13 protein-coding genes are annotated in these 13,804 nt (G+C 62.2%); 5 read left to right on the top strand and 8 right to left on the bottom strand.

From position 1 onward, the window contains the following. Window positions 1-208 precede the first annotated feature (208 nt). Both AC4D2R_RS12890 and AC4D2R_RS12885 read right to left on the bottom strand, forming a co-directional pair. Window positions 209-1,855 carry an alpha-amylase family protein gene (locus AC4D2R_RS12890; RefSeq protein WP_490940330.1) on the bottom strand — a complete coding sequence of 549 codons (1,647 nt, stop codon included), beginning with the start codon at window positions 1,853-1,855 and terminating at the stop codon, window positions 209-211. 290 nt (window positions 1,856-2,145) lie between these two features. Further along, entirely contained in the window at window positions 2,146-3,741 is a 1,596-nt protein-coding gene (locus tag AC4D2R_RS12885; protein ID WP_490940329.1) for an SLC13 family permease, read from the bottom strand. 933 nt (window positions 3,742-4,674) lie between these two features. Here AC4D2R_RS12885 and AC4D2R_RS12880 point away from each other — a divergent pair. Further along, on the top strand, window positions 4,675-5,505 hold the full coding sequence (locus tag AC4D2R_RS12880) for an alpha/beta fold hydrolase (RefSeq protein ID WP_490940328.1): 831 nt from the start codon (window positions 4,675-4,677) through the stop codon (window positions 5,503-5,505). A 40-nt stretch (window positions 5,506-5,545) separates the two neighbouring features. Here the strand turns inward: AC4D2R_RS12880 and AC4D2R_RS12875 are convergent, their stop codons facing one another. Then, complete coding sequence (locus tag AC4D2R_RS12875) at window positions 5,546-6,106, bottom strand: hypothetical protein (RefSeq protein WP_490940327.1); 561 nt, start codon at window positions 6,104-6,106, stop codon at window positions 5,546-5,548. Window positions 6,107-6,170: 64 nt separating this feature from the next. On the opposite strand from AC4D2R_RS12875, the gene AC4D2R_RS12870 reads away from it, so the two are divergent. Beyond that, the gene (locus AC4D2R_RS12870) at window positions 6,171-6,791 is read left to right on the top strand and encodes a TetR/AcrR family transcriptional regulator (protein ID WP_490940326.1); all 621 of its coding nucleotides are present in this window, start codon (window positions 6,171-6,173) and stop codon (window positions 6,789-6,791) included. A gap of 322 nt (window positions 6,792-7,113) precedes the next feature. After that, entirely contained in the window at window positions 7,114-7,551 is a 438-nt protein-coding gene (locus tag AC4D2R_RS12865; protein WP_490940325.1) for a VOC family protein, read from the top strand. 37 nt (window positions 7,552-7,588) lie between these two features. Here AC4D2R_RS12865 and AC4D2R_RS12860 read toward each other — a convergent pair whose 3' ends face one another. Then, complete coding sequence (locus tag AC4D2R_RS12860) at window positions 7,589-8,542, bottom strand: AraC family transcriptional regulator (protein WP_490940324.1); 954 nt, start codon at window positions 8,540-8,542, stop codon at window positions 7,589-7,591. Window positions 8,543-8,623: 81 nt separating this feature from the next. Here AC4D2R_RS12860 and AC4D2R_RS12855 point away from each other — a divergent pair, with 81 nt between their 5' ends. Together AC4D2R_RS12855 and AC4D2R_RS12850 are read left to right on the top strand one after the other, a co-directional pair. After that, on the top strand, window positions 8,624-9,430 hold the full coding sequence (locus AC4D2R_RS12855; RefSeq protein WP_490940323.1) for an NmrA family NAD(P)-binding protein: 807 nt from the start codon (window positions 8,624-8,626) through the stop codon (window positions 9,428-9,430). Beyond that, window positions 9,427-9,867 (top strand): anthrone oxygenase family protein, encoded by a 441-nt coding sequence (locus tag AC4D2R_RS12850; protein ID WP_490940321.1) that lies wholly within the window; start codon window positions 9,427-9,429, stop codon window positions 9,865-9,867. The genes AC4D2R_RS12855 and AC4D2R_RS12850 overlap by 4 nt, the downstream gene beginning before the upstream one ends. A gap of 111 nt (window positions 9,868-9,978) precedes the next feature. Here AC4D2R_RS12850 and ppk2 read toward each other — a convergent pair whose 3' ends face one another. The 4 genes from ppk2 to AC4D2R_RS12830 all read right to left on the bottom strand — a co-directional run bounded on the left by ppk2 (window position 9,979) and on the right by AC4D2R_RS12830 (window position 13,804). Continuing rightward, window positions 9,979-10,851, bottom strand: a complete 873-nt coding sequence (gene ppk2, locus AC4D2R_RS12845; protein ID WP_490940320.1) for a polyphosphate kinase 2 — start codon at window positions 10,849-10,851, stop codon at window positions 9,979-9,981. Between the two features lie 342 nt (window positions 10,852-11,193). After that, on the bottom strand, window positions 11,194-11,484 hold the full coding sequence (locus tag AC4D2R_RS12840) for a hypothetical protein (RefSeq protein ID WP_490940319.1): 291 nt from the start codon (window positions 11,482-11,484) through the stop codon (window positions 11,194-11,196). A 355-nt stretch (window positions 11,485-11,839) separates the two neighbouring features. Next, window positions 11,840-12,259 carry a DUF6650 family protein gene (locus AC4D2R_RS12835; protein ID WP_490940318.1) on the bottom strand — a complete coding sequence of 140 codons (420 nt, stop codon included), beginning with the start codon at window positions 12,257-12,259 and terminating at the stop codon, window positions 11,840-11,842. Window positions 12,260-12,463: 204 nt separating this feature from the next. Then, entirely contained in the window at window positions 12,464-13,804 is a 1,341-nt protein-coding gene (locus AC4D2R_RS12830; RefSeq protein WP_490940317.1) for a hypothetical protein, read from the bottom strand.

Raw genomic sequence — 13,804 nt, 5'->3', positions numbered from 1 at the left:
GCGCGAACTGCCTGGAATTGTCCTCCCAACTGTGGAAACAACGCCACCCCGCAGCCTGGTTCGCCGAAACGGTTCTCAGGCCTCTGCGACCCTTCCTCTGAGTGAAGTTCCGGCACCAATCCTGATTTTGGCCAACGCAAGAACACCACGAGCCCATCCCGACAAGCCGCGCAAGGATCCGCACCGGCGTTGTGAACTCTGACCGTAATCAGAGGATCCGTTTTTCCCCAGCCCGAACGATTCTCAGCCAGAGGTATCCGAACCCGTCGAGATTGATTTCGATCCTCCCGTCGTCCCCGAGGCTGACCGGTTCGTCACCGAGCAGGTCCACCAGGTGTGTCACATTCTCGCTGTCGGCGAGTGTGAAGGAGACAGTGCAGGCGTCGGCGGCAAAATTGTGCAGTGCAACAACCTGCCCGGTGGAACCGGTGAGCGAGTGCGCAATAACGCAGGGTTGTTCCTGCTCGAGGAGCTCGAACCGGCCCCATCCGATCTCGGGTGATTTCTTGTACGCGGCGATGAGCTTGCGGGTGAAATTGAGCAGGGAATCGGGGTCGTGCTGCTGGGCGGAGACACTGACATGCACGGGAGAGGAACCTCCCTCGACGACGGTCAGCGGCAGCTTCGACGGATCGGCGTGCGAGAAGCCCCCATTGGCTTCATCCGACCACTGCATGGGCGTGCGGACCGCCCGTCTGTCTGGGACCGAACCGTGTTCTGCCATACCTATTTCCTCACCGTAGTAAAGAACCGGTGCGCCGGGAAGGGAAAACATGAGGCTGTAGACCATGCGGATCTGCCGCGGATCATGGTCGAGCATGGAAGGCAGGCGTCGGATGATGCCCCGGTCGTGGATACGCATGGAGTCCTTGGGAGCGAAAGCAGAGAAGACCTCGCCGCGTTCATCCTCCGTGAGTTGATCAAGGGTCAGTTCATCGTGGTTGCGCACGAAGTTGGCCCACTGGTTCACCACCGCTATCGGCGGCCGGGAGGCCAGTGTCTGTGCGAAGGGGGTGGCATCGTGCCTGGCGAGAGCGAGGTACAACTGCTGGTTCGCGACAAAGTCGAACTGCATGGTTAGTTCCCCTCCGTCATCGCCGAAAAACTCCTTTTGTTCTTCGTAGGGCAGGTTCACCTCACCGAGCATCATGCCCGTGCCGCTGCGCCTGCCGACGTACCCGCGCAGCGCGCGCAGGTAGTCGTGCTCCTCCTTCCCGCTGGCTTGGATCAGGGACGGGACAGCGTCCACCCGGAAGCCGTCGATCCCCAGTTCCAGCCAGAAACCGATTACCTTCGCGATTTCCTCGCGTACGGCCGTGTTGGCAATGTTCAGGTCTGGTTGGTGGCGGTAGAAGGAGTGTTCGTAGTACTGGCCTGCGGTCTGGTCGAAGAACCAGACTCCGTCCTCCTTGTCCGGGAACATATTGGCCCTGGCGTCCTGGGGTTTGTCGTCCCGCCAGTTGTAGAAGTTCCGGTACCGGCTGTCTCTGTTTGATCGGGCCTCCTGAAACCAGGGATGCTCGGCTGAGGTATGGTTCACAACGAGGTCGATAATTACCCTGAGGCCCCGGTCGTGAGCGGTGCGGACCATCTCCACGAAGTCGCCCAGATGGCCGTTGCGCGGGTTGACGCCGAAGTAGTCGGAAATGTCATACCCATTGTCTTGGCGCGGTGAAGGGTAGAACGGAGCCAGCCACAGGCAGGTCACCCCGAGTTCCTCGAGGTAGTCCAGACGTTGCCCCAAGCCCTCAAGATCACCGACCCCGTCGTCGTTCCAGTCCAGGAACGTTTCGACGTTCAGGTTGTAAAAGACAGCTGACTTCCACCACAGGTCGCTGGTGTCGGTGATCCTCATCCAAGAGCTCCCAACCGCCGCGGGGCGTTCCTGGATCCCGGGGTGCTGGAGGTCCGCTCCTGCACCCTGCACAGGAAGTTATCCGTCCGGCGCCGGTCACCCGTCAGAGGGGGTGCCTGTTCTAAGCTTGCTGCCGCACACACCTGAGCCTGAACCATTACTTTTCTCCCTGCCGTGGTTCCAGAACGCGCCGATCAACCATGGGAGGAACTCCCGGGTTGAAAGATAGTTTCCAGCGCATCGCGTCCAGGAGGCAAGCATCCATGGGCCTTATGCGTTGGGGTGGGCCCTCAGAACGGCCAGATGATCGGCACGTACAGCACCGCGGCCGCAAGGAAGACGAGCGTGAGCGGCAGGCCGAGGCGCCAGTAGTCGCCGAACCGGTAACCGCCTGGCTGCAGGACCATGAGGTTCACCGGTGTCGCAATCGGCGTAAGGAAGGACGCGGCGCCCACGACGGTCAGGGCCATCATAAACGGCTGGACACTCACCCCGAGTGACTGCGCCAACGTAAGTGCGACGGGGGCAATCACGAGCACCGTCGCGACGTTCGAGATTAACTGCCCGATTGCAACGGTCAGCAAGCACACAACGAGAAGCGCAAGGTGCGGGGAGCCGCCGCCGATGATCCGGAACACGAACTCTGCTATCACGTCGGCGGCCCCCGACGAAACGAACGCCCCTGATAGAGGGATGAGCGCTGCGATCAGAACGACGGTGTCCCACGAGATCGCTCGGAAACCCTGGGGTACGGTGATCACGCGCGCGACCACGAGCGTGCACGCCGCAATCAGCCCAGCGATCACCGGGGGGACGACACCGGTTGCCAGAAGGGTGATCGTGATGATGAGCACCGCGAGGCAGCGTTTCCATCCTCGTCCGAGCGGAACCCCCCGTTGCAGGCTTCGCGAGGAGTCGATGGCAATCACATCGGGCGACTGCGTGTAGCGGTGGAGTGCCTCCCAAGGGCCGCGCACGAGCACTGCGTCGCCGGCCTGAAGGGCCAGTGCCCCGGGGGGCAGACCGGTGTTTGGGCGCACCGATTGGCTGTCGCCTCGGCGGAGCGCGAGCACGACCAGGCCTTCATCGCGCGTTGTCATGCCGGGACAGACGATCCGTCCGATTAAGGTAGAGCGAGGAGAAATAAGCACCTCGACGACTCCGGTGCCCCCGGTGAACATGCGTCCTGCGTCGAGATCCGCCGTGTAGCTCTGCCGCCACGCACGTACTCGATCACGCGGATCGGTCGCAGTGTCGGCGAGCCTCTCGGGAACGCGCTCCGGAAGCAGGCGTTCACCGAGCGTTACGACAAGAAGGGTCGTGGCCAGCACGAGGGGGACCCCGACCAGGGCAAACTCGAAGTATCCGAACTCCCGACCGCCGGCGCTGGCTGCGGCCTCGGAAACGATGATGTTCACGGGTGTCCCCGTGAGAGTCAACAGCGACCCCGCGCTGGATGCGAACGCAAGCGGAATTAGCATTCTCGAAGGAACGATACCGGCCTGAGCCGCGGCGATCACGGCGACCGGAAGAAGTGCCGCGACGGCGCCATTGATGCTGATTACAGCCGCCAGCACCGCCGCGACCCCCGTCATGGTCGCGAGCAACCCGGAGCGGCCAAGTGACGAACGCTTCTCGAACCACTGACCGATCCACGCGGTGATCCCAGTGGCATTCAGCGCCTCGCTGAGGACGAATAGTGACGCGATGAACAATACAAGGGGATCACTGAAGCCCATCAATGCCTCACCGAGTGGGAGCACGCCCGTGGCCCATAGCGCCATGGGCACGAATAGCGCGACGGCCACGAGTGGCACCCGATTGGTCACAAAACCCGCAACCGCCAGAGCCAAGATTACGAACGTCGCGATCCTCGGATCGATCATGTGCACCCTCCTGAAAACTAGGATGCCACACGCGTGCAGCCCCTCATTCACTGAGGGCAGGGCCGCCCGCGCACCTGCACATACAACCCACTTCGGACGAAAGAACCGCACCTGCTCAGCGACCTGCAGCCTCGAACCATGACCTTACGAGGAGACTTGTGGGTTGGTAACTGGTGCTCCCGCAGGGACGGTCCAGAGGTTGACCGGCCGGTCCGCGAAGCCGCGCACGCGCTCGAACACGAAGCCTGCGGTGCCCCGCTCAGGACGATGATCAATTGACCGCCAGCCGACGAGACGAGCAATCACTGGTTTTGTCCCGGTGCTACCCGAAAGGCCCAGGCAGCGGTTCCGGAGACGCCTTCCTCATCCGCTCCTCGGTCCAAGGCCTCTCCTCCCCCGGGTCAGGGGTTTTCTGCACGGTTTCCCACGGGTCCCGATCGGAATTAGGGCCCGACTTCTGTACCGAGGTCACGCCGATGAACAGCGCTGCAAGAACACCTGCACCGATGGCCGCAATCACCACCCGGCGCTTGAGATCCGTGCTTCGCGCTTGAGTGTCCATGGTTGGAACCCTAGCGAGTCACCGTCCACCCCGCACTGCTTCGCGGAGGTCTCATACTGGCAGCTCGATCCGAGGTCGATGACATTATTGGTGCTGTATGCCGCCAGTTATCAGGCGAAGGGTAGGGTGGCGGAATTTTCACTGGGCCGCTCCCAACTCGTCCCGTCCTTGGCTCATGATGCGGAGTCCACGACGAAGGTCCGGACCGAAGTCCAGGATTCGATTTTGCCGACTGAAGCGCCCGGATCGTCCTTCAATAGGACGTACTGCTCGCGGATCATTTGCCCTGCTGAAAGGTCGACGATCAATGTTCTGCCGGGACCGTCCGTTGGGGCAAGACATTCTCTTCACTGTCGCGAAAGACCCTGCTCATGCGCGCTGCAGACCTGACGAGGCAGGATGTAGCTACCAATCAGGAGGAGGAGACACTGATGCAGGAATCGGGATCCGAAGAGTCGCTGCCAGTCGAACAAACCTGGTTCGCTGAGTATGGGCAGGGCCCTCCGGCCGTGCTTCTACATCCAGGCGGTGTTGATGCACGTGCCTTGCAGGCAACCGTCAAGGGGGTGAGCCCCTACTTCCACGTTTACACGCCTGAGCGTCGTGGCCATGGACACTCGCCGGACGTGGAGGGGCCAATGTCCTATGAGTTGATGGCGGAAGACACCATCGCGTTCCTCGAGGAACACCTTGCTGAACCGGTGTCCCTCATCGGGTGCAGCGACGGGGCGGTCGTCGCCCTTGCAGTGGCGATGCGGCGTCCTGACCTTGTCCGTCGTCTTGTGTGTGTTGCGGGCGTATTTCACCGCGACGGCTGGATGAACGGCGTTCTCGGAGGAGAGGTTCCCGACTTCATCCGCCAGGGATATGGAGAACTCTCACCGGATGGTGTTGATCATTTCGATCTCGTGCTGAGCAAGCTTAATCACATGCATGCCACCGGCCCCGCCTACACCGTCCAGGACCTGGCCAAGGTGGCGATACGGACGCTGATCATGGTCGGCGATGACGACGAGGTGTCCATTGAGCACGCGTTGGAGATGTACCGGGCGCTTCCGAACGCCGAGCTGGCCGTCGTCCCCGGGACATCACACGGTCTGCTTGTCGAGAAGCCGGAACTTTGTAATCTGCTCATCAATGACTTCTTGATGAAAGATCCCGTTCAGACCTTCGCTCCAATCCGACGGGCCCAAAACAGGTGAGATGGGAGCCACCTCCGTTGATTCGATGATTTCACTTGGGTCAGGAGGCGGCGGAAGTGTTGTGGCCGAACGATAGAGCTGCTTTGCGGGGCCAAATGGTGTAGCTGAGTGCCCAGATGAACTCGACCGTGACAATGATCCCAAGTATGCGGTTCCATCCGGTGAGTGCTTCGGTGCGGGCCGGGTCGTTGACCCACGCGGTGATCAGCACGAGAATGCCTGCTGCGATGAGCACGGCGCCGAGGGTCCGCATGAAATCGCCCCAGCACCGCTGTGTGTACTGCCGCCCGGTCACTTTCAGCGGGGCGGGTCCGCCTGCGAATCGATGGGCGAAACGCGTGTCCGCCCAAGCAATCATCCGATGGCCGTACGTCACGGAGAACCCAATATAGATCGCCGCCAGCCCGTGGTGCCAGGAAGCCGTGGCCCCGGTGGCCAGGTGCACGGTGACCGCGGCCAGGAGAACCAGATCAATCAGTGGGGCACTCAGGAGCAGGGCCACGCCGAGGCGTTTGGCTCGGAGGATATACCGGGCGGCCAGCCCTGCAAGGATGGCGACCCAGAAGCCGATCTCGCACGCGATGATTAGAGCCAGAATCACGGCTTCCCCCTTGATGGTACAACTGTATTACGAAGTTATCACACAAGTGTGTCAATATATTCGAGTGCCGAAACTGATCGACAGAACCGTCCGGGAGCGGGCCGTGGGCGAGGCGGCCTGGCGGGTGGTTGTCCGCGACGGGATCGCCAAACTTTCGGTTCGCAACGTCGCCGCGGAGGCCGGCATCGCTGCCGGTTCGCTGCGGTACCTCTTCCCGACGCAGGAGGCCCTGCGCGCCTATGTGCTGGACCTCGTTCGTCAAAAGGTCACTGACCGGATCGCCGCGATTCAGCCACAGACATCGATCCGACGGACAGCGGAGGATTACTTGTCCCAGCTCCTACCGCTCGACACCGAGCGGCGGGTGGAAATGGAGGTGTTTTTCTCCGTTGGGGTCCTTGCATTGACCGATCCCGTGCTCCGGCCAGCTTACGACCGCGCCCACCGCGACCTCCAGGAAGGATGCCGTCAAATACTCGCGCTGCTCGCTACTGATCCCGGATATGGCGCACTAGATCCTGAATCCGAGACCGCACGGACCCACGCCGTTATCGATGGGCTCGCACTCCACCTCATCCGACATGGCCAGAACGAAGACACCGGCTGGGCGATCAACGTACTCGCCCGTCATTTGGACTCTCTTGCCTCCGATTCAGGCGCCTCCGCCCAAAATTCCGCCCAATAGAGGATCGGGAGTGGGAGCCGTTTCTCCCCTCCACGGTGTGCGCCGGCTCATCGACGGTATCCTTCTTGTCGAAGAACGCCTTGCTCACCGCTGCCAGTACCGGCTACCTCCGGCTGCCAAAACGTCCGCTCAGGGATTTTCGCTTCGGTGACCGTCTGGGCAGCGCGGGCCTCCGCGGGGGCGTGAGAGACAAAGAGGACAATCCGTCTCGGCGGCACAACCACATCACATCGCTCTACTCCCCCACATGACGATGATCAAACCCATCTCGGCAGGGCAATACTGCAAGAAGAGGGCACTGCAACTTGGTAGCGTGTGGCGCATGCCCATCAAACTCGAGAACGTCGGCATCGCCGTCCGCGACCTCGAAGCGACCATCGCCTTCTTCACCGACCTCGGGCTCACCGTCCTCGGCCGCGACACGGTCAGTGGAGAATGGGCCGACACCGCCGTCGGCCTCGACGGCAACCACGCCAAAATCGCCATGCTCCAGACGCCGGACGGCAACGGCCGCCTCGAGCTCTTCGAGTACCTCCACCCCGCGGCGGTCGAGACGGATCCCACCCGGCCCAACGAGATCGGCATGCACCGCGTCGCCTTCTCGGTCGACGACCTCGACGAGGCCCTCGAGATCGCCGCGATGCACGGCTGCCATCCGCTGCGCGGCGTGGCAACATACGAGGACGTCTACAGGCTCACCTATGTCCGCGGCCCCAGCGGCATCGTCGTGATGCTCGCCGAGGAACTGCACAAGACCTGACCGTACGTCGATCCGTCAGCCGGACGCCTCTTGTGGATTAGTCTGGCCGGTCCGCCCTTCCACCCGACAGGACCGGGCGGCGGTGGCGAAACTCGGAAGGCGTGACTCCCACGTGTCTCTTGAAGGCTGTGCTGAAGGAATAGGCATTGTGGTAGCCGACGCTGCGGGCGACCTGCGCGACGCTGGCGTTTGGAGTCTGCAGGAGGTCGCCGGCGAGTGTCAGGCGCCAGCGCGTGAGGTAGCTCATCGGAGGTTCTCCGACGCTTGCCCGGAAGCGGGCGGCGAGGGAGGCCCGCGAGATGTTCACGCGACGAGCGAGGCTTTCCACGGTCCAGGGGGCGTGCGGTGCTGCATGCAGATGTTCCAGTGCCCCTAGGACGACCGGGTCGTTCGATGCAAGCCAGGTAGGTTCAGTCGGACGGTCAGGGTTTTCGAACCAGCGGCGTATGGTGCTGACGACCAGGACGTCGAGGAGGCGATCGACGACGATCTGGGCAGCGGGGTCGTCGTGTGAGATTTCACGTGCAAGCAGACCGACGAGGGTTACATCGGCGCGCTCGCGCCGGACGACGGCGAGCCGGGGCAGCGCGCGGGCGACGAGCCCGCCGGCTTCGTCGGGACGTTCGTACGTTCCCACGAGAAGTGAGGTTTCGCCATGGTCGGCGTTCCCCCATCGCCGGATGCCGCGGCGGAACTCCTCGCGGAGATCATGTCCGTCCGCAGTGGTGCACTCCTGCCCGGGGCCGATCTCGATCGAGGGCGTGCTGGCGGCGGCATCGGTCACCGCGTACGGTTCGGGACCGCGGATGAGGGCAACGTCGCCCTCCTCGAGCAGCACCCCATCAATGCGGGCCTGACCGCCGGTCACAGCGAGCACAGTGAGGGCGGCGTTGTCGCGGACGTTGATCCCCCAGGGGGCGCTCATATGCATCGACAGTGCGAAGGCCCGCACTGCACGGGGGCCGTCGAGAAAGTGCGTCAACGGGTCCATGGGGAAGACCCTAGACGATGACGAAGGGTGTGGCGAGCCCTGCCCATTTTTCATCCAGCGGCGCGGGCGTCTACTGGATTCATGACTATTTCAATTCTCGGTGGAGCCGGACGCACCGGATCCCGCATCTTTGACCGGCTTACTGCTCTGGGGCTGCCGGTGCAGCTGGCCTCCCGCCGTACGGGCTTCGACTGGGACCTGCGCGGTCCCTGGCCCAACGCCCTGCACGGGGTGTCCGCCGCCTATGTGTGTTTCAGCCCTGATCTTGCCTTCCCTGGGGTGCCCGAAAAGATGGCGGTCCTTGGTCGGCTTGCCGCCGCTGAAGGCGTTGAACGGCTTGTTCTGCTGTCGGGCCGAGGCGAGGAAGGAGCCCAGGCGAGCGAGGCGGCCCTGCGAGAAGGCGGCGTGCCGACGACGGTTCTGCGCTGTTCATGGTTCCAGCAGAACTTCTCCGAGAACTTCCTCACCGGGCCCGTCCGTCGCGGCCGGCTGCAACTGCCGGCACCTGACGTGCCCGAGGCGTTCGTCGATCTTGACGATGTCGCCGATGCGGCGGTCCGCGCGCTGACCCGCACAGACCCGACGGATGCCAACTATGAACTGTCGGGTCCGGAACTGCTGACCTTCACGCAGGCCGCCGCCGTCCTCTCCGCCGCCTGTGGACGGCAGGTCACCTTCGAAGCCGTCGACGTCCCAACTTTCGTCTCCGACCTCGCCGCGGACGGCATACCAGCGGATGAGGCCGAACCCCTCGCACACCTCTTCACAGAGATCCTCGATGGCCGCAATGCTTCCCTTGGCGCCGGTGTCGAGCAACTGTTGGGCAGGCCAGCATCATCATTCAGCGCCTACGCGCGGGCGGCAGCGTTGTCCGGAGTCTGGTCGTGATCCAGGTCGCCGCAGTGGCGGGGGCCGGTCTCGTTGGCGGCGTTTACACGGCATTTTCTGTGATGGTGATGCCCGCCCTGAAGCGCGTCGATGACGAGGTTGCGTCGACCACGATGATTGCGATCAACCGTGTGGCCGAACGTGGACCGTTCATCCTGATTTTTGGCGCCGCTGCTGGTACGGCTCTTGGATTGGCTGTCACAGCAGCGTCACGCGGAGCCGCCGGGGACTTGGCCCTTGCTGGCGCCTCCCTCGCCAGCACGGTGGTGACCATGGTGGTGAACGTTCCCCTCAACCGCAGGCTCGAACGCGACGGTGCCAGCTTTTGGCCGGTCTACCAGCGGCACTGGACCGCAGCGAACACGGTACGTGCTGCACTCGCCGCGGCCGCCGTCGTTATGGCGGGCGCGCCGTGGATCGAGAACCAGCGGTCCTGACACGCGGTGCGCTACATCAATCCGCATACGAGCAGTAGGTCGACGGCTAGCGCAGTCGGATTCGGAATCCGACAACGAGGCCCTCGTCACAGCAGTCAACGATTGATCCATTCAGCGGGAGTTATGCTGGGCGGAATCCTTTTTCTTGCCCTTCGGAGCTTTTTCCGACTTTCCGATCTCGTAGCGCTGGGGCACGAACCGTTGGCCGTCCATCGGCGGTCGCTCGTAGCTCCGGTTCTGGCGCTCGGGCAACTCGATGTCCGGCAACTCCGGCTGCTCGTAAGGCAACAGCGACAGCAGATGGGCCATCAGGTTGAGCCGGGCCTCCTTCTTGTTGTCGGCGTCCACCACCCACCACGGGCTGCGCGCGGTGTCACTGAACTCAAACATCTTGTCCTTGGCCTCGGCGTAGTCAACCCAGCGGGCCTGCGCTTCAAGGTCCATGGGGCTCAGCTTCCAACGCTTAGCCGGGTTATCGATGCGGCTCTGGAATCGACGGCGCTGCTCGGAGTCGGAAAGACTCAACCAGTACTTCACCAGGACGATCCCATCGGAAATCAGTGCCTCCTCGAGCATGGGCACCGTGTCGGAGAATTGGGCATACTGTTCGTCAGTGCAGAAGCCCATCACCCGCTCCACCCCGGCCCGGTTGTACCAAGACCGGTCGAACAGCACCATTTCCCCGGCCGCCGGCAGATGGGCAATGTAGCGCTGAAAGTACCACTGCGACCGCTCACGCTCCGTCGGCGCCGGGAGTGCCACAACCCGGCAGGAGCGCGGGTTGAGCGCACCGCTGATGCGTTGGATCGTTCCGCCCTTACCAGCTGTGTCGCGTCCTTCGAAAATAACAACCAGCCGCGTCCCGGTCGTGCGCACCCACTCCTGCAAGGCGACCAGTTCCTCCTGCAACCGCAGGAGTTCCTTTTCGTAGTCCTTCTTGGATAGGACCTTGGAGCTTGCCTCATCGGGCGTTTTCTTGACCACACTTCATATCCTGCCCCAGACCAGAGCATTCAGGGAGGTGCTTCCACTGTTCGGGCCGAAAGACCACGAGAATTGACATTCTCCGAGAACCCTTCGCGCAGATTCTCGAAGTTTGTTTCCCTTGATGTCCACGCACCGCACGCCGGTAACGGTGGGAATCCGAGCCGTTGTGACGACGTGGCGTCCGCACTGACTCCGCAGACCAAACCCAATACAGCGAAAAGCGACCAATGCCAAGCCGGCCAATGATCTCTACTCTGGGCACCCCGCTAGCAATCCACCCATGAGCCTTGGGCAGCATTGCACCGAGCGCTGGAACAGGTGCCCATGACCTATCAGAGTTTACTGACGGTCAGTATCTCCCCGCTCGTAGGCGATTCTTAGAGCGACACGAACTGCTTTGACCCGTATGTAATTGAACGTCCTCACGACTTGTCCCGGGGATGAAATGTCCTGCCTCTCCAACGAGCACTGGACCCAGTCGTCGTACTCTCTGCGCCCGTGCGCATTCTCGGGCAAGGAGGCCATGTAGGCGTCGGCCAGGCCATGACAGTTCTGCCCGGTATATGGGTCCTCAGCGAATAAGGACTTCATGGCCGCGGCCAGTTCTGCCCTGTAGGCGTCTGCATCCATTCAGTAATTCCCCTTGTGGAAGCTAGGCATCAATCGGAGCTCTCGGGGTAGCGTAGCCGAGCGGAACGGGAAGATGCTTCTCCTAATCGAACTCGGGGCACCATATGGGCGAGGTGATCCCCTGCCATCGCATTGGCAACCAGGTTAGATTAGTCAGAGAAGGAACGGCCTCACACGCAACTGCATGCAGGGCCGATTCAGGACATGGTGCCGAATGTGGGACCCGAAGCTATCTGGCGGGCTAGTCGTCCAGGCCCGTGCTGCCTCATTCTCGGAACAAAGTGCACCAAGCAGGCCGTTCATTCTACTGCTCGCTTCCGGGTGCAAAGAAGATTTTGGTGGTCCGTAGCCAGAACTAGATTGGTCTATTCAGCCACCCTGAGAGGATATCCATGGCCCGCGGTTCATAGGCGTCTACGTCAAAACGAGACGGCGGGCGGAGGCCAAGGACCTTCACGAGGAAGGCCACCGACTCTCCAACATCGGCCTGCATCGCGGAAAGGATTCCGGTGAGTACTCGAGGATCGTCGCCTTCCCTGTATTCGCGCATGAACGTTCGGCAGGCGTCTGCAATGTTCCGAGCTTCTTCCATGACTTCAAGGCTTTCCACAAGCGACTGGGTGCTGACCGCAAGTTTCCTTACTTCCTCGACCGAGCTGAAAACCCTCGTGCCGACTTCACGCGCAGGATGCATAACAAACGCATCCTTGTCGTCGATTACGTCAACGAGCACCTGACAATGCTTGGCGTCCGTAGGAACGAGTGCCGTTGCCATCGACGCACTGAATCCAAATCCGCCTACTCCGCCCCCGGTAACGACTCTCTTGTATCTGCTCGGCCGTGTCACCTTCCACCTTTATCCCCTGCGCAGTGCGCCGTGTCTCGAGATGTTACGCGATTTCCAGCACGGAGCTCCGATGACGAGGACGTCCTTCCATCTCGTCGCCATAGGTGGCGTCCCGGTCCTAAAGCCGATCCCCTATACAGAGCGAAGCCGCTCTATATGCCGGCGCTGTTCTTTGTCGTCCTGCTTCACGTGAACACTGACCAGGACCCGTTCACCGTCAGGTTTGTAGTAGATGCGGCCCATGCTTTCGCTGCCGGCCATGCCTGTTCCCAGTTTGGAAACTTCACGCCAGCCGCGCAGGCCTTCAAGATCCTTCCCCACCATCTCCCCCATGTCGATTTGCACGAGTGAGCGGAGCAGTGAGGCGGGCGCGTCCACGTTGGCCAGTACTTCGTCGCCGTCCAGAACGAAGTTGAGCCGCGCGAAGGCCGTATCCAAAAATCCCAGGAGGCCACGGCGAGGCGCCAGATGAACGGCGTCGGCCCGGCGACGCTCCCCCTCCTGCTCCGCAAGTTCTTCGAGCCTGGACTTCAGGCTCACCACCGTCGATTCCAAGGCGAGGATCCGAGCATCTCCGCGATCCACTTGATCACGCAGGGTCCCGATGTTGCCAATTAGATCGGAGTTTTCGGTCAGTGCCAGTTCCAGCAGTTCTTCGGTCTCCGACTGCATGGCGAGGAAGGCCTTGGCATCGGCAGTTTGCTCCGGAGCGCGGCTCAACTCACTGATCTGATCGTGAAGCGACTTCTGATGAGCGAGCGCCCTGTCCAGCTCCTCGGACAGCCTGGACTCGCGCTCCGTAACTGAAGCGAGCCGCCGGCTGAGGAGCGCAGCTTCGCTCTCCGACGCGCTGAGTCGCGCTCTCAGCTCTCCCGTGAGGTCAAGCAGCCCTTCGACCTGGGCCGCAAGGTCCTCAAGACGACTGTCTGCGGGGGCAACGAGGCTTTCAACAGGCGGAGTAGCCAGTGCAGGCGAGAACACCGTTGAGACCCGTGACACAGCCTCGTCGTGACTTCCTTTGAAGCGAAGTCGAGCGAACCAGTCGTAGAATCTTCCGTCACTGGCCGGACGGTGGCTGACGTCCCACCGCTGTACAGCGAGACCGCCTGCCTCCAAAGCGTCGACGACCATGGTTGCAAGCCGCTCGGACGCATTGAAGACGACATAGTGCCCGAAGGAACCTGTCTCGATGCTCCACTCGCCCCGGAATCCTCCAAACTGCTGCGCCGCCGCTGCGTCATCCGCCCTGGGGGCATACGGCACAGCGGCGCCGGCGAAAAGGAACCGATTACAGTCCTCGATCTCCCATGACGCCCCGCCGATGTCTACAACGTCGTCGGCGAACACCGGGTACACAGCTCCTGCATACACGACGCCGGCGTACCCCTCCGGGGTCAGCCGGACCGGGCGGCGGACAGATTCAACGACGGAAATGCCATCAACGACGCGGACGTCGAGCTGCTGAGCGGCCAC

The sequence above is a fragment of the Arthrobacter sp. TJ-217 genome (assembly GCF_058269255.1).
Note: the sequence above shows the minus strand (reverse complement) of the source record. Positions and strands in the feature narration are given on the sequence as shown.